The sequence below is a fragment of the Corynebacterium sp. HMSC074C03 genome, from assembly GCF_001838285.1.
GTDB classification, from domain to species: domain Bacteria; phylum Actinomycetota; class Actinomycetes; order Mycobacteriales; family Mycobacteriaceae; genus Corynebacterium; species Corynebacterium amycolatum.
The window spans coordinates 186930-212014 of record NZ_KV836254.1 but is presented as its reverse complement, the minus strand read 5'-3'; the positions used below and the strand labels follow the sequence as shown (position 1 = coordinate 212014).

The 25085-nt window shown below is 56.7% G+C and carries 19 protein-coding genes; 10 read left to right on the top strand and 9 right to left on the bottom strand.

Annotation, left to right across the window (positions count from 1 at the left end):
- The first annotated feature begins 35 nt into the window (after positions 1-35).
- Genes HMPREF2847_RS10040 through dapF form a run of 3 tightly spaced genes read left to right on the top strand, consistent with a single transcriptional unit; the run spans position 36 to position 2665 of the window.
- Entirely contained in the window at positions 36-740 is a 705-nt protein-coding gene (locus HMPREF2847_RS10040; RefSeq protein WP_070852311.1) for a hypothetical protein, read from the top strand.
- Positions 741-783: 43 nt separating this feature from the next.
- Positions 784-1710: a tRNA (adenosine(37)-N6)-dimethylallyltransferase MiaA gene (gene miaA, locus HMPREF2847_RS10035; RefSeq protein ID WP_370523074.1), complete on the top strand. Its 927-nt coding sequence runs from the start codon at positions 784-786 to the stop codon at positions 1708-1710.
- A gap of 31 nt (positions 1711-1741) precedes the next feature.
- Complete coding sequence (gene dapF, locus HMPREF2847_RS10030; protein WP_070852310.1) at positions 1742-2665, top strand: diaminopimelate epimerase; 924 nt, start codon at positions 1742-1744, stop codon at positions 2663-2665.
- Between the two features lie 57 nt (positions 2666-2722).
- Here dapF and HMPREF2847_RS10025 read toward each other — a convergent pair whose 3' ends face one another.
- Positions 2723-3502 (bottom strand): hypothetical protein, encoded by a 780-nt coding sequence (locus HMPREF2847_RS10025; RefSeq protein ID WP_070852309.1) that lies wholly within the window; start codon positions 3500-3502, stop codon positions 2723-2725.
- A 293-nt stretch (positions 3503-3795) separates the two neighbouring features.
- Between HMPREF2847_RS10025 and HMPREF2847_RS11360 the strand changes: the two genes are divergently transcribed.
- The 5 genes from HMPREF2847_RS11360 (at position 3796) to HMPREF2847_RS10010 (ending at position 9527) form a co-directional block, all read left to right on the top strand.
- The gene (locus HMPREF2847_RS11360; RefSeq protein WP_083327365.1) at positions 3796-4053 is read left to right on the top strand and encodes a FeoA family protein; all 258 of its coding nucleotides are present in this window, start codon (positions 3796-3798) and stop codon (positions 4051-4053) included.
- Positions 4054-4096: 43 nt separating this feature from the next.
- Positions 4097-6082: a ferrous iron transport protein B gene (gene feoB, locus HMPREF2847_RS10020; RefSeq protein ID WP_070852308.1), complete on the top strand. Its 1986-nt coding sequence runs from the start codon at positions 4097-4099 to the stop codon at positions 6080-6082.
- Positions 6083-6201: 119 nt separating this feature from the next.
- Positions 6202-6519, top strand: a complete 318-nt coding sequence (locus HMPREF2847_RS11515; protein WP_076772076.1) for a FeoC-like transcriptional regulator — start codon at positions 6202-6204, stop codon at positions 6517-6519.
- A 74-nt stretch (positions 6520-6593) separates the two neighbouring features.
- Complete coding sequence (hflX, locus tag HMPREF2847_RS10015; RefSeq protein ID WP_070852307.1) at positions 6594-8147, top strand: GTPase HflX; 1554 nt, start codon at positions 6594-6596, stop codon at positions 8145-8147.
- A 36-nt stretch (positions 8148-8183) separates the two neighbouring features.
- Positions 8184-9527: a uracil-xanthine permease family protein gene (locus HMPREF2847_RS10010; RefSeq protein WP_222866773.1), complete on the top strand. Its 1344-nt coding sequence runs from the start codon at positions 8184-8186 to the stop codon at positions 9525-9527.
- Between the two features lie 92 nt (positions 9528-9619).
- Here the strand turns inward: HMPREF2847_RS10010 and HMPREF2847_RS10005 are convergent, their stop codons facing one another.
- The 5 genes from HMPREF2847_RS10005 to lexA all read right to left on the bottom strand — a co-directional run bounded on the left by HMPREF2847_RS10005 (position 9620) and on the right by lexA (position 14771).
- Positions 9620-9892: an HPr family phosphocarrier protein gene (locus HMPREF2847_RS10005; RefSeq protein ID WP_038628774.1), complete on the bottom strand. Its 273-nt coding sequence runs from the start codon at positions 9890-9892 to the stop codon at positions 9620-9622.
- Positions 9893-10032: 140 nt separating this feature from the next.
- Positions 10033-12192 (bottom strand): PTS fructose transporter subunit IIABC, encoded by a 2160-nt coding sequence (locus tag HMPREF2847_RS10000; RefSeq protein WP_083327364.1) that lies wholly within the window; start codon positions 12190-12192, stop codon positions 10033-10035.
- Positions 12193-12228: 36 nt separating this feature from the next.
- Positions 12229-13200 carry a 1-phosphofructokinase family hexose kinase gene (locus HMPREF2847_RS09995; protein ID WP_070852306.1) on the bottom strand — a complete coding sequence of 324 codons (972 nt, stop codon included), beginning with the start codon at positions 13198-13200 and terminating at the stop codon, positions 12229-12231.
- A complete protein-coding gene (locus tag HMPREF2847_RS09990) occupies positions 13197-13976 on the bottom strand; it encodes a DeoR/GlpR family DNA-binding transcription regulator (protein WP_016422628.1) in 780 nt (259 codons plus the stop codon). Before HMPREF2847_RS09990 ends, HMPREF2847_RS09995 begins: the two co-directional genes overlap by 4 nt.
- Before the next feature lie 93 nt (positions 13977-14069).
- Entirely contained in the window at positions 14070-14771 is a 702-nt protein-coding gene (gene lexA / locus HMPREF2847_RS09985) for a transcriptional repressor LexA (RefSeq protein ID WP_005509663.1), read from the bottom strand.
- A gap of 865 nt (positions 14772-15636) precedes the next feature.
- Here lexA and nrdR point away from each other — a divergent pair.
- Positions 15637-16119, top strand: coding sequence for a transcriptional regulator NrdR (gene nrdR, locus HMPREF2847_RS09980; protein WP_070767330.1), 483 nt, complete (start codon positions 15637-15639; stop codon positions 16117-16119).
- Here the strand turns inward: nrdR and hrpA are convergent.
- The 3 genes from hrpA to HMPREF2847_RS09965 form a co-directional block, all read right to left on the bottom strand.
- On the bottom strand, positions 16116-20171 hold the full coding sequence (hrpA, locus tag HMPREF2847_RS09975) for an ATP-dependent RNA helicase HrpA (RefSeq protein WP_070852305.1): 4056 nt from the start codon (positions 20169-20171) through the stop codon (positions 16116-16118). The genes nrdR and hrpA overlap by 4 nt on opposite strands.
- A 93-nt stretch (positions 20172-20264) precedes the next feature.
- Entirely contained in the window at positions 20265-21197 is a 933-nt protein-coding gene (locus HMPREF2847_RS09970; RefSeq protein WP_070852304.1) for an oxygen-dependent tRNA uridine(34) hydroxylase TrhO, read from the bottom strand.
- 61 nt (positions 21198-21258) lie between these two features.
- Entirely contained in the window at positions 21259-22761 is a 1503-nt protein-coding gene (locus tag HMPREF2847_RS09965; RefSeq protein WP_038628787.1) for a DUF1846 domain-containing protein, read from the bottom strand.
- A 218-nt stretch (positions 22762-22979) separates the two neighbouring features.
- Between HMPREF2847_RS09965 and HMPREF2847_RS09960 the strand changes: the two genes are divergently transcribed.
- Entirely contained in the window at positions 22980-25082 is a 2103-nt protein-coding gene (locus tag HMPREF2847_RS09960) for a neutral/alkaline non-lysosomal ceramidase N-terminal domain-containing protein (protein WP_070852303.1), read from the top strand.
- Positions 25083-25085 lie beyond the last annotated feature (3 nt).

Here is a 25085-nt window from a genome sequence, read left to right as displayed (position 1 = left end):
GGCATCGACTAGCCCCTCACGGTAGCGTTGAGGACGTGAATTCGCGTTTGCCTCGGCTTGTTATCGTTCCGCGTGCGCTCCTCATCGTCGAGGAGCTGGGTGGTTTTGCAGCTATCGCCACGGAATTGCGCCGTCAAACCCGTGAAACTGTTGCGACGCTGTGGACAGATGACGAACCCGGGGACCCCGGCGCGGTCGCCATTATCACTGGCAGAATGCAGGCGAAGTCCCCGCATCAGAACAGCGCACCCGGCAGTTTCTCCCCGTATGGGGTTGATGTCACGGTGTCTGGCGGAACCGAATTACCTGAGCTGCTGGGGCGCTGGCTTATCGAAGACTACGCACGACGGAATTCTGAAGGACACACTGGCCGCGTCATTCAGGCAACGTGCTTCGAGTCTATCGACGAGGCACTCGCTGCCGGTCACACGCGTCTGCTTGTGCTTGTCGACGGCGCATTCGGCCTTGCGGACGATTCCCCGGTCGGCGTAATTGAGGGTGCAGCGGAGGTTGATGCGCTGTGCAGTCTGATTGCTGGGCAGGACTGCTCCACCGTTAACGTGGAAAATGTTGTGTTTCCAGCTCCCGGCGCGTACGCAGCCGAGTTATGGCAGCAGCTGAGTAAAGCTGCTGAAAGCTGGATGGGGTCTGGAATGACCGTCGTGAAGCGTTCTTACTATGACGGGGCGCCTTATGGCATCGGTTACCACGTGGCCAGCTGGCAGTGTGTTGCGGAGTAAGAGCTCGCGTTTTTAGTTTTTGTGCAGGAGTGTGAACTGGGTCGTGACGGCTTTGGAGAGTGAGAGCTTGCCGGTGCCGATTGCTGTGGTGGGGCCAACGGCATCGGGAAAGTCGGATTTGGGGCTGGTACTTGCGGAGCAGCTTGGCGGTGAGGTCGTCAATGTTGATTCGATGCAGCTGTATCGAGGAATGGATATCGGGACCGCGAAACTGTCGGTGGACCAGCGGCGGGGGATTCCGCACCATCAGCTCGATGTGCTGGATGTGATGCAGCCGGCGAGCGTGGCGACGTATCAGCGTGAGGCAGTCTCGGATGTTGAGGCCATTCGTGCTCGGGGGAAAGTCCCCATCCTTGTCGGTGGGTCGATGATGTATGTACAGGCGTTGGTGGACGACTGGCAGTTCCCACCTACGAACCCTGAGGTGCGTGCGAAGTGGGAGGCGGTGCAGAACGAGATCGGGCCGGCGGCGTTGCATGACCGGCTCGCCGAGATCGATCCGGACGCGGCGGCGATTATCGAGACCAACGACCCGCGGCGCACCGTCCGGGCGTTGGAGGTCATCGAGCTAACAGGAAAACCTTTTGCGGCGTCGAAACCGTCGATAGATAAGCCCCCGCGGTGGAACACTCGCATCCTGGGATTACGCACGCAGGCGGAATGGCTGAATCCGCGGATTGAACAGCGCACCAGAGGCATGTTTGCCTCCGGCCTGGTGGAGGAAACTGAGGGTTTGATTGCACAGGGGCTGCGCGAAGGCGTAACTGCTAGCCGTGCGATTGGTTACGCGCAGGTACTGGACTATTTCGATGGCGTTTACGACCTGGATACGGCCTGTGAACGCACGATTACTGGGACTCGGAGGTATGTGCGGCGGCAGCGTTCCTGGTTCAACCGTGATCATCGAATCATGTGGCTTGACGCGGCCGGTGATGTGCCGGGGCAGGCTTTTTCTGCGCTTGGGCTTTAGCCGGTTCGGCTGTCCCGCTAGCATCGAGGGCATGGTTTCATTCGCCAAAGGCCACGGTACGCAAAACGATTTTCTAATTTTCCCAGATGATTCGGTGTCGCTCGATTTGACCGAGTCGCTGGTCGCGGCAGTGTGCGATCGACAGCGTGGTCTTGGCGCTGACGGCGTTCTACGAGTTGCCCGTGCGGGAAAACTCGTGGATGCCGGTATCTTGGCGGCACTGCCGGAGGGGGTTGAAGCCGACGATTGGTTTATGGACTACCGCAATGGCGATGGCTCCATCGCCGAGATGTGTGGTAACGGTGTCCGCGTCTTTGCGCACTATGTTGCCGCAATTCACAGTCCGGATAGTGTCGTCGACGGAACTCTGCGTGTGGGCACTCGAGCAGGGCTGCGCGCTGTCTCGATTGATGAGCTCAGCCGCAGGCACGCGGTTGTCGGGGTGGACATGGGGCGACCGGAGGTGCTCGGTGTGGCTACTGCGTTCATTGGTTCGGGCGAGACTGCACAGATATTCGCCGGGATTGGTGTCGACGTGGGAAATCCGCATTTGGCCTGCGTTATGCCTGGTCTGAATGCCGATACTTTGGCACAGCTTGAGTTAGAGGCGGCGGGTAGTGCCACCAAGGCGGTGCGTGCCGACGAAGCCATGTTCCCGCGCGGCCTCAACTTGGAAATTGTCACCCCGCTGGATGCCTCTGATTCGGTATCCATGCGAGTGATCGAACGGGGAGTGGGGGAGACCCGGTCGTGTGGAACCGGTACGGTTGCAGCGGCTATTGCTGCGCTGACCGATGCCGACCGCACCGAGGGAGCGGTGACGGTCAAGGTGCCCGGTGGCGTGGTGACCGTGGATGTCCACGAGGCCAGCAATACCGATGGCGCCTTCTCGGCGATCTTGACCGGTCCGAGCGTGATTCACACGCTTGGCAAAATTGAGCTGGAAGCCCTGTGAATGGTAGCTAGCGCAACGGGGCTGGCGGGTTAGTCGAAGTGGGCGCGAGTTAGCGAACTAGTGTCCGCCGCAACCGCCTTCGCCACAACCACAGCCACCTTCACCGCAACCGCCACCGCAGCCCTGTGGCGGGATGATTTCACCCGTCAGCAAGAAAGTGCCCGAGACAACCATGCCCGGCTGAGGCGCTTCGTCGCCACCGGGGACGAGCACATCCATGGGAGTCGGTAGCGCAAGGTTGAGCACCCAGAACTTCTTTCCAGTTAGCTCATTTACATGCTTGCGAGAGTTGTTGATAACACCAGCCAGCTTGACAGTGGCGCTGGGGGAGGCCTTGCCAACCTGGTCGCCGACAATCGCCTTGGCACCTGCAAAGTCGAGGGTTGTCGGGGTTGACCCAGTGCGCTTCTCGTAATCCTCAGAAGATGCGTCGAGAGTGAATTCAGTTGCCAACGCGGACAGTGCGACATGCTCGAAGGTCTGTGTGCCGGCATCAACGATCATCGGTCCCTGCGACAGTAGACAGCAGGCGACCTCGATGACCTTGTCAAAATCGTCCGAAGACGGGTCATCCTCGACAATCTCCACCAGCGCCAGGACATCGTCCACACTGGAGACATGCGCAGTGACGGTCGGGCTGCCCGCGAAACCTGCGTAGGTAGAAAATGGTTCAACACCCAGGATGTGCAAGCGCGCGCCAGAGGAATCTTCGAAACGGACCAGCTGACCACCGCGTACCTCGCCGATAACCGAGAGATTGTCGCTGGCAATCGCGGCCTCCATCGCGTCTCGCCAGCTTGGGTAGTCCATGCCAATGCTTCGCAAGTCAGTAGTCATAACTTCCGATGATACTTCCCATATCTTCAACTGCGAACTAACGAATCGCACGGGAGTAAGTTAAGTTCCGCAGTTCACCTGGACCCATGTCCTCACACTGCGTCCACACTGCGTCGACAATTCGAACGAGGCTAACGGTTCTGCCATCCTAAATAGGCAAATGTTAAGTGTGAGATAAATAACCTTCCTTAGGTGTACCCGGTTTATTCCATTTAGGCGTACCTAAGAGTAGGCTGGCCTTCATAAACATCATTTGTTTAGCTTAATTCTTATCGATATAAGCGAGGTCTCTCATGCTTGGACTGCGGTCTCGAAAACAGTCGGATGACGTTCAGTCGCTTGCTGACGTCCCGGTGGGGGCAACCGTCACTCTGGGCGCGTCGCATGTGGATGAGCGCCTGTGCCGCAGGCTTTCACAACTCGGGCTTCGCCCTGGAATGAGTGTCACTGTCGGACGGAGCACCAGTGGCGGTGGACGTATCGTCCATGCTGGCGCAACGCGTTACGCCATCGATGCCAGCACGCTGCGCAAGATGTCCGTCGCGGGTTAGTACCCTACATTCCTTTTCCTCACATTCTTCCTGAAAGTTCACAATGACAACACCTACGGATTCCTCAACGCGAAAATTCGCATCCACGCCGAGCTGTCATGCTTGTAGTGGTGGAGCGCCAGCAAAAGATGGTGCACCTGTTGTCGCAGTTGTTGGCGCACCGAATTCCGGTAAGTCAACGCTGTTTAATAGTTTGACTGGCGCGAAAGCGCAGATGGGCAATTGGCCGGGCACGACCGTGGAGGTCAGCCGTGGCGCATGGAAGACTGATGTCGCTGAGTACGATGTCATTGATTTCCCTGGTGCCTACTCGCTGGATGCCATGAGCCCGGACGAAGAGCTCACTCGCGAGATGCTCATCGAGAAACCAGAGGGAGAACGCCCCGACCTCGTCGTAGTTGTGGTCGACGCTACGGCTTTGGGGCGTGGTCTCTATATGGCTGCGGAATTGGCGGAACAGCCTCAGCGCATCGTTCTGGCCCTGACCAAACTCGATGCGGCTGAGGCCAAGGGCATCGATGTGAATCCGGACGCATTGCAGTCAGCTATGGGTATGCCGGTGGTGGCGCTAGATCCCCGTCGTAAAGCGGGAATGACACGGTTGGCCGACGCAGTAGCAGCAGCTCTGGACGGATGTAGTTCGGTGCTGTCGCCGATTCGTCAGGCGGATGGCGAATCGATTGAAAGCTTGGACGAGGCACGCTTTGCCGCTATCGATGCAGCCGTCGCGGCCTCAACAGGCGGGGTAGAGGATCGCCAGACGTTCTCCGACCGCATTGATAACGTGGTTCTTCATCCGGTGCTCGGACCGATTGTGTTCCTGGCGGTCATGTGGGCAGTCTTCCAAATCACGACCACGGTAGCGGCTCCGCTCCAGGACGGTTTGGAAACCCTTATTACCGGTAACTTCGCAGATTTGGTTACCCGCGGCTTGGAAGCGATGGGATGGAATCATCCGATTGTCACGGGGCTGCTTGTCAACGGCATTATTGGCGGTGTCGGTATGGTACTGACCTTCATTCCGCTGATGGCGCTGATGTTCCTGTGTCTCGCGGTGCTGGAGGATTCAGGATACATGGCGCGTGCGGCCGTGGTGGCCGACCGTTTCATGCGTGCAATTGGGCTTCCGGGCAAGGCATTCATTCCGCTCATCGTCGGCTTTGGTTGTAACGTGCCGGCGATTTCGGCGACACGTGTGTTGAGTAACCCGCGCCATCGTATCTTGACGGCGCTCCTGGTGCCGTTCACTTCCTGCTCGGCGCGCCTAACCGTGTATGTCATGTTGGGTGCGGTGTTCTTCCCGGATCACGCGGGCACAGTCGTCTTCGCAATGTACGTAATCTCGATTCTGCTGATTATTCTGACCGGCCTTGCACTGCGTAAGACTCTGTGGCGCACCATGCCATCGGAACCGCTGGTCATTGACCTGCCGACCTACCAGTTGCCGACCGCACGACTGGCACTATCTGTGATGTGGATGCGACTGAAGGGCTTCCTGCAGACCGCTAGTGGAATTATCGTCAGCACCGTTATCGTCGTCTGGTTGTTGATGTCTATCCCGGTTGTCTCTGGACATACGTTTGCCGATGAGGACTTGGCACCACAGGACTCCGCATATGGTGCGGTCAGCACAACTATCGCTCCGGTGTTCAACCCGGCCGGTTTCGGCACATGGTCCCTGACAGGTCCGTTGGTGACGGGCTTTGTGGCCAAGGAAGCCGTCATTTCTACCTGGGCGCAGACCTACGCAGTGGAGGACGTCACCGATTCTGAGTCGAGCGAACAGGCATCCAGCCCCCTGGCGGACAATATTCGACGTGACTTCGACAATGCATCGGATGGGCATGGTCTGGCGGCGGTGTGGGCATACATGATTTTTCTGCTCGCCTACACACCTTGTGTGGCCACGCTGGCGGCGCAGCGCCGAGAGATTGGCCTGAAGTGGACCGGCTTCGGCCTAGCTGCGCAGCTGTTTGTCGCATGGGCGCTGGCCGTGGTCGTGTTCCAGGCACTGAAGCTGTTCCTGTAAAACCTCGTAGATTCCTCGTGGTTTCGGTAAGACTGCTAAGTCATATTTGCTAACTAGAAAACCAAGCCAATTAGAAACCCGAGCTAACTAAAAACCAGGCACTGAAAGGAGCTATCGCCATGGGACTCTTTAATGCTGGGAAGAAAGCTACGGTTACTCGTCAGCCTTCGGAGGCGGTTCAGGACGCAATCGCGCAGGGTATTAGCTCCCGACGCAAGATTTGCGAAATCACAGGCCTGCAGCGTGCAACGGTAGACCTCATTCTCGACCGCATGGAACATACCGGCCAATTGCGGCGGGAGTCCCTCGGCGGTATGTGTCCGGGTGGTGGCTGTTCCAACTGTGGAATGTCCGACAGCGGTACGTGCACCGGTGGTAGTTCAAATAGTGGCCCAGTTGCGCTAGTACTGACACGCAGGCCACATTCGGCAGCCTAGTTCTCAGCCTGGGTTCGGTGTTCTCCGCACGCAATGCGGAGAATTTGGCTTGTCATGCGACAATGGCAGCTAGTATGACGAATTTTTCCAACAACTTTGATGAGGTCAGCGACGAAATGTCGCAGCAAGCAAGCACCTCGCACGAGATGGACGATTTTTTCACTGACGCTATCGATGCTGGCAAAGCCACTGATAGTGCCTCGGGGGATGGGTTCGCGGCGAACGTCGGCACGCATGGGGAACCTACTGTCGGTGATTTGGATCTGGAAGCGCGTTCCTCTCTGCGCCGCCTGACCAGGTCAGCAACACATACCGAGTCCGAAGAGGTGATGGTCGAGTACCGTCAGCTCCGACTGGAACGCGTTGTGCTGCTAGGTGTCTGGACATCCGGGACCCTGCAGGAAGCCGAAGTGGCGATGGAAGAACTCGCTGCACTGGCGGAGACCGCAGGTTCGGAAGTTTTAGAGATGGTGCTGCAGCGCCGCGATAAGCCAGATCCTGGTACTTACGTTGGATCTGGTAAGCTTAATGAGCTGCGCGATATTGTGGCCTCCACCGGCGCCGATACGGTCATTTGCGATGGTGAGCTGTCACCTGGCCAATTGGTGGCGCTGGAGGACCGGCTTGATGCCAAGGTCATTGACCGCACCATGCTGATTCTGGATATCTTCGCTCAGCATGCGAAGTCCAAGGAAGGTAAGGCACAGGTCTCGCTGGCACAGATGCAGTACCTGTACACGCGTCTGCGCGGTTGGGGTGGCAACCTGTCGCGTCAGGCTGGTGGTCGCGCGGGTTCCAATGGCGGCGTGGGGCTGCGTGGTCCGGGTGAAACTAAGATCGAAACCGATCGTCAGCGACTACGCCAAGATATGGCGCGGATTCGCAAGGAATTGGCTGGCATGAAAACTGCGCGTGAGATTAAGCGCGCACGTCGCAAGGCTGGTCACCTGCCACGCGTGGCAATTGTCGGCTACACCAACGCGGGGAAGTCTTCGTTGCTCAACGCACTGACAGGCGCTGGTGTGCTGGTGGAGGACGCGCTGTTTGCAACGCTAGATCCGACGACTCGTCGCACCAAGCTTCGCGACGGTCGCACGGTGATTATGACCGATACGGTCGGATTTGTGCGTCACTTGCCGACCCAGCTCATTGAAGCTTTTCGCTCGACCTTGGAAGAGGTACTCGAAGCCGACGTCATCATGCACGTCGTAGACTCCTCTGACCCATTCCCGCTGGAGCAGATTAAGGCTGTCAACAAAGTCATCAACGAAATCGCGGAGGAAGAAAACGCCGAGATTCCGCCCGAACTGTTGGTAGTCAACAAGGTTGACAAGGCCGATGGCATCACTCTGGCCCAGCTACGCCACCAGCTCGATGATGCGATATTTGTCTCTGCGCGAACGGGTGAGGGGATTGGTGAACTGGAGACCCGACTCGAGCTTGCTCTCAATGAGCTGGAGTCTCACGTTCACATGTTGATCCCCTATGACAAGGGCAATATTGTCTCCATGCTCCACGAAGATGCGACCGTGCTGTCGGAAACATGGACGGAGCAAGGCACCCAGATGGACGTGCGTTTGCCCACTAGCCTCGCGGATGAACTGTCGGCATACCACATCGAACCGTAGCGGGAACTGCGGTGGGCATCCACTAGCATTACAACCATGAATTCTACTTCTGACGCGGAGACCCAACAGGGAACCTCCGCAAATCCGCCTGCTGAAAATGCCGAACGTGGCCGTCTTTTCGGTTGGGATATTCACGGTGACGGTCGAAAGATTGCACCGGGAGCCGTGGTGGCTCCCAACGAACGCCTCGATTGGCCTCGCACGATTGGCATTGGCGCACAGCACGTCATTGCCATGTTCGGTGCAACTCTTCTGGTGCCGCTGTTGACCGGCTTTCCAGTCAACACCACACTGTTGTTCTCGGGTATCGGCACGATTGTCTTCCTGCTGATCACCCGAAATCGCTTGCCCTCTTACCTGGGCTCGTCGTTTGCCTTCATCGCGCCACTGACCGCGACACAGGCGCAGGGTATTGGTGTTCAGCTCGGTGTCGTGCTCTGCGCCGGCATCGCGCTCATGCTCGTTGGCTTCGTAGTAAAGTTCGCCGGCAAGCGTGTCCTCGATATGATCATGCCCCCTGCAGTAACAGGAAGCATCGTCGCTCTCATCGGACTTAACCTGGCGCCTGCTGCCACGGAGAACTTCGCCACTCAGCCGTTGGTCGCATTTGTCACGATGGTATCCATTGTCTTCGCAACCGTCGCTGGCCGCGGTATGGTCAGCCGTCTGGGTGTTCTCATCGGCGTACTAATCGGCTGGGTCTTCGCCGCTGCCACCGGAAATCTCTCGCCCGAGGCTACAGAAACCGTCGGCAATGCCGCCTGGATTGGTCTGCCCGCATTCCACGCGCCGGAGTTCCACTTCAATGCGATGCTGATTGGTCTGCCCGTCATCGTAGTGCTCATCGCCGAGAATGTCGGTCACGTTAAGGCTGTTGCTGCCATGACCGGCCGAAACCTCGATGACATCGCTGGCGATGCTCTTATTGCAGACGGTCTAGCCACCACCATCGCCGGTTCAGCTGGTGGTTCTGGTACCACTACCTACGCTGAGAATATCGGGGTTATGGCCGCTACCCGTGTCTATTCGACTGCCGCTTACTGGGTGGCAGCTTTCACGGCCATTGCACTGGCTTTCATTCCAAAGTTCGGCGCACTCATTTTGACCATTCCTACAGGCGTGCTCGGTGGGGCAACGATGGTGCTCTACGGCCTGATTGGTCTGCTCGGTGTGCGCATCTGGATGGACGAAAAGGTCGACTTCAACAACCCGGTCAATCTCACCGCTGCCGCCACCGCGCTGATTGCGGGTATCGGCAACCTCACCCTCGACATCGGTTCGCTGACGCTGGAGGGCATTGCTTGGGGTTCGGTCGGCATTATTATCGGCTATCCAATTTTAAACTGGCTCTATAACCGCATCGGCGAGAACCGCTCGTAGGCCACCCGTCCAGGGCAGGATCTTGTACGAATGCTTTACGACGGAACCCCCGTGACCGTTGCCACGATGTTCCGTCGTTAAGCATATTGCTTTTAATCGCTCAAATCTTGGGCGATCAGCTGTGCAATCTGCTCCACCGCAACTGCGTTTGTACTGGTGATTGTGACTTCATCGCCATATCCTGCGCCGAGTGCCATCAGCATCAGGGTTGAGGAAGCATCAGCCGGTTCGTTGTCGGGTTCGGGTGAATCAATGAGTTCGATCAGTATTTCTTCCTGAAATCGGGAGGCACGCTCAGCGATTACCGACGCGGGGCGGGCGTGAATACCCACCTTGGAGCCGACGTGGACGTGTTGCGTAGCCATGGGGCGGCACCTTGCCTTTCTGCTTATCGATTTCCTCGACACCTGTTCAGAGCTTAATCGCTTGGCAGGTTGGGATGGGGCATGTTTGGTGAAGTTTGCAGGAACGCTTCTGCGGACGCAGCTGGGTTTAGCGAAAGAATTTAGGCGTCCGCTGAAATGTCTGCTTCTAGGTTTTGATTATCGGTACTGACTTGCCGCGGACACAGGCTTTTAGCTGCCACAACGAGAATTGCTGCCACTATGCTGCCCAAGACGATTGCAGCAAGCCATGCGACAGGATTGTCGATTGCAAACAGCACGAAAATACCTCCGTGCGGAACGCGTGTGGCCGCACCCAAAGCCATTGAAGTGCCACCGGTGACGGCCCCGCCAATCACGATCGACGGAATCACTCGCAGCGGATCTGCGGCGGCGAAGGGAATCACTCCCTCTGAAATGAAGGCCGCACCGAGCACCCAGCCCGCTTTGCCGTTTTGACGCTCAGCTGAACTGAACAGCTTTGGTCGGAGTACAACTGCCAGCGATGTCGCCAACGGAGGTACCATGCCCGCCGCCATCACAGCGGCCATAATCTTCCATGATGCTGGATCTTCCGAGGCGATGTTTGCGACGGCAAAAAGATAAGCAGCCTTGTTAATCATTCCGCCCATATCCACGCACATCATTGCGCCGAGAAGACCACCGAACAGGAACGCCGCTGTCGTATCCAGTGATTGCAGCCACTGCTGCAGGGCCGTCATCAGCCATGCCAGCGGCATCCCGAGAAGCAGGTACATGGTGAGCCCAACGGCCATAGCCCCGAGCATAGGAATCACGACAACCGGCATCAGTGGTCGCAGCCAGTCCGGGACTTTCATCCTCAACAGTAGGGCTACAACTAGTCCCGCCAGAATGCCCGTCACCAGGCCCCCAAGGAAGCCGGCGCCAACCGTGACCGCGATGGCACCGCCAATGAAGCCTGGTGCAATACCGGCTCTGCCAGCCATGCCAAAGGCGATATAAGCACTCATTACAGCCACAATGACCTGCATGCCGTGGTTGCCGATTGCAAAAAGCACCGAGCCGAGATACAGCCACAGCCCACTACGGTCAACTAGCACGGTGCCGAGATTTTCTGTCGGCACAGCAATCGGGGCATCGAGTCCGATAACCTCCGGCAGCCGCAAATCCCTAGTCACGGCGTCAGCTACTAGACCAACCTGATGACCGCCGACGAGGAACCCCAGCGCAATCAACAACCCCGAAGCGGCCACGAACGGCACCATATAGCTGACACCGGTCATAATGGCGTCACGAACCCAGTGTCCGAAGGCTTTATCGCCGCTTAACGACGATTTACGCGCCCCCACCTTCGTCGTTGCTCGTACCCTCTCAGATGTAAGGTCTGCACCTGCATTACCGGTTTGCGAAGCGGCCTCTTTGTCGTGGTCATCCTTAGATTGCGGCGCCTTTCGGTCGTAGGCGCGAACGCGTGATTGTTCTGCTACCGCCTTCGCTTGTTCAATAACCGCAGTGGGTTCATTGACTGCCTTACGAATTGGCACTTTGACCTGTGGTTTATCGCTGAAGCGCTTAAGCCCCGTAACTCCAATATCGGCTGCGATTACTAGCACGTCGGCCCGGTCAATTGTTTCTGCGGGGGCTTCCTGGGTTCCTGCCGAGCCCTGAGTCTCTACAGTTAGCGTGACATCAGCCATGCTTTCTGCCGCGCCAGTAAGCGCTTCGGCTGCCAAATAAGTGTGAGCGATGCCCGTGGGGCAGGCCGTAATGGCGACAATATTGGTCTTCGCCGGAGGTTTTTTCGCTTTCCGACGAGGCGCCTTGGTGATGTGCTCGCTAATAATCCGGGCGGCCTCTTCATCGCTTTCAGCACCTCGAAGAGCTGCTCGAAACCCCTTATCGCGAAGTGCTTTTGCGAGTGCAGCCAGAATATCGACGTGGACATCGCTGTTGCTGGCTGGGACACCAATGAAAAAAAGCAGGTCCGCCGGCCCATCAGGTGTGGTGAATTCCGTAGCGCTTGTTAAGCGGGCAAACATCAGGGTCGGCATCGACCAGTCCTCATGGCGGCAGTGGGGGATGGCTATTCCGCCCGGCAGACCTGTCGGGGCCTTCTCTTCGCGTTTCAGGGCTGCTGCGACGATGCCGTCGCTGTCGGTGGCGCGGCCGGTCCCTACAGCTTTAGCAATGAGGTAGTTAAGGATCTTCTCCTTTTGTGGACCGACATCTAGGTCAAGGAACACTGTCGACTCATCGGCCAGGTATGATGCAATAGCGGAAAAATCTGCCGAAGAAGACATGGTTTTTTTAATGTTCCTTATCTAGGCATCGAAAAGCTAAGCGTTGAGCTGCCATAACCGGCCAGCCTCGGGGTGAACCTGTTCTGGATAGGGGATGGTCGTACCGGGAAGACTGGTTGCCGCCGCCCCATAAGCCACGGCGGTGGTTAGTGCATCTTGGTAGCTATCACCGCGTTCGCGGGACATAACGTAGCCGGCCAAAGCACAGTCTCCAGCACCGACCGTGGACTGAGCGACTATCGAGGGTGAGGTAGCAGCGAAACAACCGCCTGACTTCACTGAAAGTACCGCCCCTGCCTCGCCGAGAGTGGCAAGGACTTCGGAAACACCAAGTTCGTTCAGTGCACGAGCAGCTTGTGCTACGGGAAGATAGTTCCCTTCGGCTGCAGCGGCCTCAAGTTCTTCGCCGTCCTGATCAATGATTTGGCCAAGTTCGTAGGCGTTTGGCTTCATCAAAAAAGGCCGCACCTTCGGAAATGCGCGAACGACCTCAGACAGTGGGCCGTCGCTAGTGTCCATAGCAACACGAATATTCGGGTTGACCGAATACACCGCTTCGGTGCATTGAACGTAAAAATCCCGGGGGACGCCAGGGGGCAGTGAACCTGCGAAAACTACCCACGTGGCGCGTTTAGCATGGTGGATAAGCTTCTCCAGGACACGCCTACGGTGCGCTTTTGTCAATGTCATACCAGGGGAATTGAGCTTGGTGGTCGTCCCATCTGGCTCTGCGAGTGTGAGATTAACGCGGGCTTCGTTAGTCGTGTTGATGGCTTCATGGGGTATGCCAGAGACTTCCAACAGACGTGTGAATTTTCCGGAGTCTGATGCAGGGTAGAGCGCGAGCGTCTTTTCTCCCGCGTAGTGCAACGCCTTGGACACATTAATTCCCTTGCCGCCAGCCATGTCCTCAGCCATTGGTAGGCGGAACACTCCACCTCGTTTGAGCTCCGTATCGAGGCGAGCAAGTCGATCGATTGACGGATTTACAGTCAAGGTCAGGATCATGAAGCAACCACGACCTCGACACCTTGCTCCCTGAGATCGTTCACAAATTGCTCCGGGGCAGAGGAATCTGTAATCACGACGTCGATATCTTCCAATGCCGCAAAACTGACAAGGAAGTCACGGCCGAGTTTCGTCGAGTCCGCCATAACGATGACCTTGCGCGCATTCGTGATCATCGCGCGCTTTACCGCTGCTTCCTGCGGATCAGCAGTAGAAAGACCGTGGTCAATTGTCAAGGCATTAGAACCAATGAAAGCGACATCGGCACGCATAACCGCAAGAGTACGGAGTGCTGTATCGCCAGCAACCGCCTGAGTAATGACGCGGACTTGGCCGCCAAGGAGTTGAAGCTCAATGCGGTTCGATCCTGCGAGTGTGATGGCGTTGGGAAGAGAGTTTGTGACAACTGACCAACGGCGGTTATCAGGGGAGTGGACCATCAGCTCTGCAAGAGCCTCGGTGGTAGTTCCGGCATCGAGAAAAATTCCACCACCAGAGTCAGGTAGAAAATCGGCAGCACAGCGGGCAATAGAGAGCTTCGCGTCTTTCTGCGCGTTCTTTCGAGCGGCAACTGAAAACTCAACAGTCTGAAAAGAACGAGTAGCTACAGCGCCACCGTGTACACGGTGAACTGCGCCCTCTGCATCCAACTGAGCTAGGTCACGGCGAATCGTCTCTGCTGTGACATCGAAAGCTTCCGCAAGATCAGCGACCGTCACGCGCCCTTCGACTGCTGTCAAAGACGCAATCTTCCGGCGGCGTTCCTCTGCGTACATTCCCCGCTCCTTAGCTGTTAAGAATTCTCAGCTTTACTACCTGTTTCCAGTATGCCCGTTTGTGTCTGTTTCGGGCAACGAAAATGTGGGAAATTAGAGACTGCGTAGGACGCTGACAATCTTGCCGAGGATCTTGGCGTGCTCTGCGGGGAGCGGGTCAAATGCGCGATTATGGGGCATTAGCCACTTGCCAGCAGCGTCTTCGTGCCATTCCTTGACTGTTGCTTCATCTTCAAACAGGGCCGCAACAAAGTCGCCCTGTTCGACCACGTCTTGGGAACGGACTACCACCCAGTCTCCGTCGAGAATGCCTGCGTCAACCATGGAATCACCCACGACCTTGAGTAGGTACAGCTGACCAGAGCCCGTAATCTCCATCGGAAGTGCCATATGACTTTCCACATGCTGTTCCGCCAAAATGGGGTTGCCAGCCGCAATCTGTCCAACGATAGGAACGAAGATTGGCTCTGGCATGTCCTCTGGCATCTCGGGAGTTTGGGTGCTGCCAGTGGCCTTTGGTCCAGGCTTTACCGGAGTGAAAGTGCCAGCTGAGGATTTCGAATCCCTTACGTTTACCGCACGGGGTTTGTGTGGGTCGCGGCGGAGAAAGCCCTTCTTTTCCAACTCCTTGAGTTGGTACGCCACCGACGAGGTGGAATTCAAGCCCACGGCATCTCCAATTTCTCGAATGCTCGGTGGGTATCCGCGAAGTACGACGGCATCCGAAATGACATCAAGAATGCGACGCTGCCGATCGGTGAGTGTTTTAGGGTTCGCTTTCTTCTTTTGAGCCATGGAACATCCCTTCTCAAACTCTTTCGAATGAATGATAACTCAAAACTGTTCGAATCGTCGAGTATCGAACACCGCGCGTCCTTGAATTCTTTGGAGAAGGTCTACATAATCCGTGCTCGGAGGCCGTGGCGGTTTCGAAAATCGAAAATAAAACCGGATAGCGGTAGACAACGTTCGAACATGGTGTTATAAATCGAACATGACAAGTTGCTCGAACAGTCGTTTGATGAAAAGGTCTAGACGGATTCTCTGCATCCGCCCTTGGACATAGTCTCCACAGCGTCGGGAAACGGTCGTACAACTCTTATTCTCTCCAGGCCGGCAACGGTGGGAGAGTCAACGTTGGAAAGGGAGAAAACATGATGTCTACGGTTTCAACCGCACTAGGTGTTAGCAGCGCATCTGATATTGACTTTTCTCAAGTTTCCGAGCCCTCTGCTCGGACGACACGGAAAGCCCCGTTGGTGTGGGGTGAGCGTAGTGCGTCTTGCACACAGCACATCGTTCGGCCCGGTCAGCGTGCACGTATTGCACAGCGCAATCGCGATGGGGCTTCATCGGCGCGAATGCGGAGGGACAGGTCGCGGCCTAGTCATGGCTCGGTCAACTACGGGCGCCCGTCTCTATCCGTTAGCAGGGCGCAGCAGTCCAATCGTAGTGATGTATCCTCAGGCACTAACCTGACTCGTTTGATGGCGGTATGGGCTCTAGGGCTTGGTGCTTTCTTCGGAGTTTTCGGCAGCGTGGTCTTTGAACAAGGAGAAAGTGAGACAGTCGAAAGCACCTTTACGTCTACGTACGCTTCCTACTCCGCGCAATAATCATTCCGGTTTCCGGCGTTGGGGTTGGACGTAGACTGGAGGCTGTGTATTGCCAGTTTTGTCACCATGATCAGACACGAGTCTTGGACTCACGGTTAATAGATAACGGTATGGGGATTCGTCGCCGAAGAGAATGCCTGAATTGCGGTAAACGTTTTTCTACGATTGAACGCTCGCAGCTGATGGTCGTTAAACGAGATGGAATCCCTGAGGAGTTCAACCGTGAAAAGGTTATCCAGGGTGTTCGACGTGCGTGCCAGGGGCGTGAAGTATCAGAGTCTCAGCTGAAGAAGCTTGCACAAAAAGTGGAGGAGAGCCTCCGCGAGAAAGGCACGCCTCGGGTGGACTCAAACGATATCGGCCTTGCCATCCTTGAGCCGCTCAAAGAACTGGACGAAGTTGGCTATCTCCGCTTCGCTTCAGTGTACAAGTCCTTTTCCTCCGCTGACGATTTCGCGCAGGAAATTTCCAGCATGCGTAAGGGGAAAGGACCGCAGGCAAATGGCAACGAGGTTAGAAAGAACTAACGCAGTTTATCCACACGTTTCTTTACTCGGGTTAGGGATACGCTCTGGGCGGTACCCAAGCGTTGTGCGAAAAGGCTGACGCGCAGCTCTTGGATGAGCCACTGAATATCCCGTACCTCCGCGGAATTCGAACGTGCCTTAGGTAGCTGCTTAAGCTTTGCCGCCAAGTATTCGCGGGCCTCAGTCACCTCATCCTCACGTTCAGCATCACGATTCGGGTCACGGTTCATTTCCTCAAGTCGAATCTCCATCGCTTGGAGATAACGCGGCAAATGACGTAGGTGCTGCCAACCGTGCCTTGCCACAGCGCCCTTAGGGAACATGAACTCCAGCTGGCGACGCATATCGTCAATGGCATCGCCTTCCCACTTGTTTAGCTGATTCACCACCGAGACATAGCGAGGCATAGCCTGGGCTACGCCGACGACCAATTGGCGCACCTCTGAGGCAACACCAGAACGAACGCGTTCGAGTAGTTTATCGAATTCCTTCGGATCGCGGACGGGGCCACCGGCAGCCATCATACGGTCGCGGATCACGGCGACACGGCAGTCCTCGACAAGTCCATCGGCGCCCCCATGTGGCCATGCGTCCACGCCAACACGTTGTTGGAGTGGAAGCCCCTTAGTCATTTGTGCACCATTTACTGGGCACTCCCGCAGTAGCATTGTCAGATTTGTGGTCGCCAACGTCGCCTCTGCCTGCGCCTTAGTTGGTTTGACCTCGATGGCCACGCCATCCTTAGTGGTCACCAGCGTCGGATACATCGTGACGGACTGACCGTCGACAGTACTTTTGACCGTTTCTGAGACGGCGCCCAAGTTGTCTGAAGTCCACTTTTTCACAGCTTCGCGAGCTGCAGACTTCGAACGTTTCGACACAGCCGTTGAGACGGTCGTGGCATGCTTGTCTCGAAGCCCAGCAAGATCCCGGCTCTGATCGACGATCTTTCCATGGCGGTCTACCACTGCGTAGTTAAAGCGCAAGTGTGCTGGCAGCTTCGAAGGGGTAAAGTCTGCACCATTGATGCCCGAGCCTCCGAGTCGTCGTAAAGCATCGGCAAAAACATCGACGAAGCGGCCTGAGTACGGAGTCATCGTCTCCAGCGCTCGGCGTGCGAAATCCGGTGCGGGGACAACGGACTTGCGCATTGCCTTCGGCAGAGTGCGAATGTAGGCTTCTGCGAGCTCAGCGCGAAGACCTGGCACCTGCCAGTCGAAGCCATCTTCACGCAAACCCGCAAGAAGAGGCACGGGGACACGGAGAGTCACACCGTCATCAGGGGCGCCCGGTTCGAATTTATAGGACAGTGAGAAATCGACCGAGCCCTGCTGCCACATTTCGGGGAAGGCATTGTCATCGATGTCGCCGGCTTCGGGGTTGAGAAGCTTATTGGGATCAAAGTCCAGTAGATTCGGCTGTTTGGGTTTAGTTTTCTTCCACCAGCGGTCAAAATTGGCGGCCGTGGTGATAGAGGCGGGCAGCTTGGAGTCGTAGAACGCGTAGAGCACGTCGTCATCGACGACAATGCCGCGCGAACGCTGCTTTTCCTCGATCTTCTCGGCCTCGGCCAGTTTGTCTTGGTTGTTCTTGAAGAACTCGTGATGTGTGTTCCACTCGCCGTCGACAAGCGCAGAGCGAATGAAGATCGAGCGGGCGGCATCGGCATCGACTCGGTGATATGGCACCAGGCGATCAACCACCACAGGCACGCCGTAGAGCGTCGACTTCTGGTAAGCCATCGCTGCACCGCGTTTAGTCGACCAGTGAGGCTCTGAGTACTGGTGCTTGAGCAGATGAGGGGCTACTTTCTCTATCCACTGCGGCTGAATCGTGCCTACGTTGCGCGAAAAAGTGCGCGAGGTCTCGACGATTTCCGCAGCCATCACCCAGCGAGGCGGCTTCTTTGCCAACGCGGACGAGGGGTGAATGAGGAACTTCGTGTTTCGGGTGCCAGTAAATTCCTTGCCCTCGCCCTCGCGCGTACCAATCATCGATAACAGACCCGGTAACAGCGACTTTGCCACCTCGTCGGGATCGTCGACACCGCTTGTTGAGCTGCGGGCCGAAAGACTCCAGCCCAGCTCAGCCGTTGCCTGGTGGAGTTGACGCACCAAGTCCTGCCACTCGCGAACGCGCAAATAGTGGAGGTACTCGCGCTTGCACATCTTGCGGAACTGGTTACCGCTAAGCTCGCGGCGCTTTTCTTCCAGATACTCCCAGAGTTTCAGAAGGGAGTTGAAGTCGCTGGTGGTGTCTTTAAATCGGGCATGCAGCTGATCTGCTTGAGCCTGGAACTCCAGCGGACGTTCTCGGACATCCTGCAGCGACAAAGCAGCGACGATGACGGTCACAGCACCAAGCGTGGTGTTTTCGTAGCCCTCAACCAGCATGCGGGCAAGCCGCGGGTCGACTGGAATCCGGGCAATCTGTCGGCCAATATCGGTCAGCTCGGGAGCACCAGAGCTGGTGCGTGAACCAGATGCACGTCCTCTTCCAGACCCCGACGAAGTGGTAATAGCTTGCAGTTCAGTAAGCAGGTTGATGCCATCACGTACTGCTTTATGCTCCGGCGGCTGCACAAAGGGGAAGTCCTCAATCGCGCCTAGCCGCAGCGAAATCATCTGCAGCACAACCGATGCGAGGTTGGTGCGCAGAATCTCCGGATCCGTAAACTCGGGGCGAGAGAGAAAATCCTCTTCGCTGTAGAGACGAATCGCCACACCATCAGCCACGCGACCACAGCGGCCCGAGCGCTGATTAGCGGACGCCTGACTGATGTCCTCGACTGGCAAGCGCTGCACCTTCGTGCGGGTGGAGTAGCGCGAAATGCGCGCGGTGCCAGTATCGACGACGTACTCGATACCCGGCACCGTCAGCGACGTCTCCGCGATATTGGTCGCCAGCACAATGCGGCGCCCGGAGTGCGGAGTGAAGATTCGATGCTGCTCTGCATTAGATAGCCGACCGAACAGCGGGACGGCTTCCACACCCTTCCAGTGTTTACCCTCGATGGCTTCGGCAGCTTCCCGAATTTCTCGCTCACCCGAAAAGAACACCAGGATATCGCCGTCACCAAGCCGCATGAGCTCTTCACACGCAGCGATAACACCATCGATCTGCTCGATGGCGACTTCCTTTTCTTGCCCATTTTTCGCAACAACAGTCCGCACCAGTGGGCGATAGCGAATTTCCACCGGGTAGGTGCGCCCTGACACCTCGATGATGGGCGCAGGGTGCTCGTCGTCAGGCGCGAAATGACGAGCGAACCGTTCCGGATCAATCGTCGCCGAAGTGATAATGATCTTCAGATCTGGGCGCTGCGGCAGAATATGCTTTAAATATCCCAGCAGGAAGTCGATGTTGAGGCTGCGTTCGTGCGCCTCATCGATGATGATGGTGTCGTACTCACGCAATAGTCGGTCGCGGCCAATTTCGGCCAGCAGGATACCGTCGGTCATCAGTTTAATGCAGGTATCCTTGCCCACGCGGTCATCAAAACGCACCGCATAACCGACGTGCTGTCCAATCTTCTCGCCCAGCTCATGGGCGATGCGCTCCGCCACCGAACGCGCCGCAATACGACGTGGCTGAGTGTGACCAATCTTGCCCCGCACCCCGCGTCCCAGTTCTAGGCATATCTTCGGGATCTGCGTAGTCTTACCAGAGCCAGTCTCACCAGCAATAATGACGACCTGATTGTTCTCAATCGCCTCTGCAATATCGTCGCGGCGGGCGGACACCGGCAACTGCGCCGGGTAGGTGATGCGAGGAATCGCATTACGACGATCTTCTAACCGCTCCAGAGCAAAGTCGAGGTCTGCAGAGATTGCAGACAGCGCCTTCGGCGCGGATGCTCGCTTTAGCCGACGTCGGAAGGACTGGGCCTCCCGAATAGGTAATTGATCAGCGAGCTGGTAGAGCTCCTTTTTACGCGTGTCCTTAGCAGGCTTGCCAGAGCGCTGCGGCCTGGCGGAATTGCGATGGCGTGAGTGGTGGTTTCCCGACTGGACACGTGGAGCTGGTTTATCAGAACGGCTAGGAGTAGTCATGGTTGCCTACTAGATTAGCCGTGTCTTGGTAGACAACCCACATCTGTGCTGATTGGAGACGCTCAAGATGGTCCGATGGCAGCAGGAAGCGTCCTACTTTGCGGCTGCTAGCTCTTCGGCAACTTCCTTGCAGTCCTCGCGCCCACAGTGCTGTGTCTCGGTATCCTCCCAGCAGTCATCGCAGATAAGCACCTGTCGACGGCAGGTGTCTTCGTTGATGCAGTTCTGGAAGGTGTTTGTGGGCTTGCCGCAGTGGACGCAGTGGCCGAGTTGCACGTAGTCTTCGTCTTCGATGCCGTCGCCGAACTCCATGTGCATGCGCTTGTCGAAGACATAGAGAGAGCCTTCCCACAGACCCTTATTGCCAAACTTTTCGCCGTAGCGGACAATACCGCCGTCGATTTGGTAGACCTCTTCGAAACCGCGGTTCTTCATCAATGCGGAGAGAATTTCGCAGCGAATGCCGCCGGTGCAGTAGGAAATGACGGGCTTGTCCTTCATCCAGTCGTATTTGCCGGATTCCAGCTCGTCGATAAAGTCGTGCGTGGTCTTTACATCCGGAACGACGGCGTTTTTGAATTTGCCAATTTCGGCTTCCATCGCGTTGCGACCGTCGAAGAAGATGACATCGTCGCCGCGCTCCTCGACCAGTCTATTGACCTCTTCAGGCTTCAAATGTGTGCCGCCGCCAATGACACCTTCGGCATCGACTTTAAGCTCGCCCGGAGCACCGAAAGCGACGATTTCGTCGCGAACCTTGACGGAGAGTTTCGGAAAGTCATCAGCGCTGCCTTCGCTCCACTTGAACTGCATGGAGTGAAAAGCGGGGTACTGCTTGGTTTTCTTGATGTACTTCTTACAGGCATCGAGATCACCGCCGACGGTGCCGTTGATGCCGTGCTCGGACACCAGAATGCGACCTTTAAGCCCTAACGATTCGCAAAGATCGCGCTGCCACAGCATGATGGCACGCGGATCGGACAGCGGGGCGAACTGGTAGTACAGAAGAATCTTGCTGATGCTCACGGGGACTATTCTAGTCTGCTCTCCCAGTTATCCTATTTTCGGCGTGAGCTGGTGGTCTGGTTTAGTGCTTCTGATAGAGAGCCTTCTTCTGGTACTTGGGCTCGGAAGTAACTAGGACACCGAGGTTGCGGAAAATTGTTTCGTCCACGCTGCCCAGAATGGTGGTGGTGTGGACATCGCAGTTTCGAAGGTTCTTCAGCTCGGCGAGGGCTGCGCGGGCGTCGTCGCTGGTGGCCGCCGACACAGAAAGGGCGATAAGGACCTCGTCGGTATGCAAGCGGGGGTTGCGGCTGCCCAGGTGATGCGTCTTAAGCGTTTGAATTGGCTCGATGGCAGCAGGGGAGAGCAAGTGTAAGTCCGGGTCGATATTGGCGAGCTTCTTGAGAGCGTTGAGCAGCATTGCTGCTGAGCATCCGAGCAGCTCAGAGGTCTTGCCCGTGATGATTGTGCCATCGTGCAATTCGATTGCACTGCCCGGCGCCCCGGTAGATTTCTCAACCTCAAGTGCTGGTGCGACGACTCGGCGGGCAGCTGTCGACACGTTGGCCTTGCTCATAATCATGGCAATGCGCTGCGAAACTTCGTCGTCTGCGCTGTTCTTGTGTTCGTCGACAAGAGCCTTGTAGTAACGGCGAACGATTTCTTGGTTGGATGCCTCTCGGCACACTTCGTCATCGTCGATACAGTAACCGGCCATATTGACGCCCATGTCGGTCGGTGACTTGTACGGCGACTCGCCCGCGAGCTTCTCCAACAGGGTGCGCAGCAGTGGGAAGACCTCGACATCGCGGTTATAGCTGGTGACCTTGGTGTCATAGGCGGCCAAATGAAAAGGATCGATGAGATTGATGTCATCGAGATCAGCCGTTGCCGCCTCGTAGGCCAGATTTACCGGGTGTTCGAGCGCTAGGTTCCAGATAGGGAAGGTCTCAAACTTTGCGTAGCCGGAACGAATCCCGTGTTTGTGGTCGTGGTAAATCTGCGATAGACAGGTCGCCAGCTTTCCGGAGCCCGGGCCCGGCGCTGTGACAACGACCAAGTCCCGCGTCGTTTGTGCCCATTCATTCAGTCCGAAGCCGGCTTCGCTGACAATTTTCTCGGTGTTTGTTGGGTAGCCCTCGATATTGCGATGGCGGATTACGCTCAATCCGAGTCGCTGCAGGCGCTCAATGAAGTTCTTTGCCAGGGTGTTGTCGTCGGAAAGCTGTGTGACGACGACGCTGCCGACAACAAACCCGCGTTCACGAAAGACATCGACGAGGCGGAGCACATCGTCTTCGTAAGTGATGTCGAGGTCAGCGCGGACCTTGTGACGCTCCAAATCCTTGGCATTGATGCACACCATGATTTCCAGATCGTCCTTGAGGCGATCGAGCATAGCGATTTTATTGTCAGGTGTGAAGCCGGGGAGAACACGCGAGGCATGCATATCATCAAATAGCTTGCCGCCCATTTCGAGGTAGAGCTTGCCGCCTTCACCTGCGATGTCTGCGCGCCGCTTCTTAATATGAGCGGATTGCATTTCGATGTACTTCTCGCGGTTAAAACCGACAGCCTGACCCATGGTGCCCTTTCTGAAGTTGTGTCTGCGGGGAGCGCGCTAAATATTGCGAAATTCTACTGTGCCCATGGTAGTGATACCGCCTTGCGAATGTCGTATCGGTTACTGCTGTCGCGGGGGGGGGATTTTGGAAACTTTGGTTAATTAGGCCACGTGTAGGGGATTGTCTGATTAAAGTCCAGCATATTGATATTCAAAAAGAAATATGAAGAGGATGTGACATGCTCGATCGCCAGATGGCATCATCGTCGAATTCGGCAGAACCAACCGCACGCGCCCCGTACCAAGTGGGCAGGCGAGGCTTCCTCGTCGGAGCAACTGCCGTGTCAGCTGCGAGTATGATGCCTGCCGTAAGTGGTGCACCTAAGGCAAACGCCGCTCCTGCAAACGGGGCTTCTGCCGCCGCGGGGAATTCGACCACCAATTTGAATGTTGGTCGAGGAATGGCCGATATGACAGGCGAGCCACTCGGCGCTGGCATGAACGGGTATGCGGTCATGGATCAGACCACCTCGGGTCTGCGTCTTCGCCAGATGGCGCGTGCATTCATCTTCGGCGATGACAACGACAACCGTGTCGTCCACGTCACCGCAGACATGGGGCTCATGTTCCAGTCCATCCAGATGGAAGTTCTGCGGCGTCTCCGAGCTCTTTTCGGAGACCTCTACCATGAGGGCAACGTGCTTATCTGCGCATCTCACACGCATGTTGCGCCGGGAGGTACGTCGGGCCATCTCATGGTTGACCTGACTACCCTCGGATTCCGTCCCGTCACTTTCGAAGCTGTAGTCGTCGGTGTGGTCAAGGCTATTAAACGTGCACACGCTGATTACCAGCCGTCGACTATCCACCTGACCAAGGGGATTGCCAAGGATGCGGGTGTCAACCGCTCCCTGCAGGCATTTAAGCGTAACCCTGAAGAAGAGCTGCGTCGCTTCCCCGACGGAGTCAACCCGGAAAGCCATACACTGCACGTGAGTCGCGGTGGCCGCGAAGTCGGATTCATTAACTGGTATGGAATTCATCCGACCACCTTCGGTCCCGAGCACACCATCATCGACGGCGACAACAAGGGCTACGCAGCATGGAAGGTTGAGGTCGACCGCGGGGTTACCCACCGTGAGCCGGCCGATGCCCCCTTTGTCGCCGCATTTACCATGTCGTGCCCGGGTGACATCAGCCCGAACATGGGGCTCGTGCCAAATTCGGGCCCAGGCAACGGAGACGAAGCAGAGTCCGCCCGCATTCTCGGTCAGCGTCAGATTGACGCTACCCAGGGCCAGACCATTGCACTGCCAGGAGGCGGTATCTCCACTGTCCACAAGTGGGTCAACCTGGGCGATGTCGACATCGACGGCCAATTCACGCCCGACGGCCAGCCGCACCGCACTGGACCTGCAATCCTCGGTGCGGCCTTCGCAGCCAGTAGCCAGGAGGATGGCGGTGGAGAACCAGCCCTCGGGTTCAACGAAGGCGAGCGCGGCGGTACGCCGTGGGTGCACCAGCTCAATAACGTCGTACTCCCGAAAAACATCGGGGAGATTCAGGGCAACAAAGAGTGCCTGCTGCCAGTCGGCTACATCGATGGTCTTCTCCAGCAGACCCACATGTTCTCCATCACCCGCATCGGTGGCTTCACCTTGATCACCAATGGCCTTGAACCCACCACAATGTCGGGCTACCGCATGCGTCAGCACGTCGCTGAAGTCCTCGGTGTTCCAATCGATACTGTCATCTGCCAGGGCTACACCAACAGCTATGGCCACTACGTCGCTACCCCAGAGGAATACGATCAGCAGGACTACGAGGGCGGCGCAACGGCTTTCGGCAAGTACACGCTCAGTGCGATGATTTCCATTTATCACAATCTCGCTCACGCGCTTGCCGACGGCATTGCGGTCGAGCCAGGCCGTGCGGCAGGCGATCTCACCGGCATCATCCCGCCGTCGCCAGCAGGAGGAAAGGTTATCGATTCCGCTCCAATGGGCAAGAATTTTGGTGACGTGCTTGAATCCACGGCAAGCGTCACGGTAGGGCAGAAAGCCGTTGCCCAATTCGTCGCGGCAAATCCGAATAACGACTTGCGACTGGAAAAAGGCTACCTACTTATCAAGAATGACCGCGGTGAGATTGTTTCCGACGACTGGGACCAGGCAACTGTCATTGAATTTGCCAAGGACGGTATTTATACCACCGCCAAGGTCACTTGGGAGACCGGAGGAGTCGCGCCGGGCAAGTATGACATCATCGTGCGTGGTAGCGCGTTGGGTGTCGGTGATTCATTGAACGAATTCGAGGGAGTCGCTTCGGTGGAGCTCGTGTAAGAA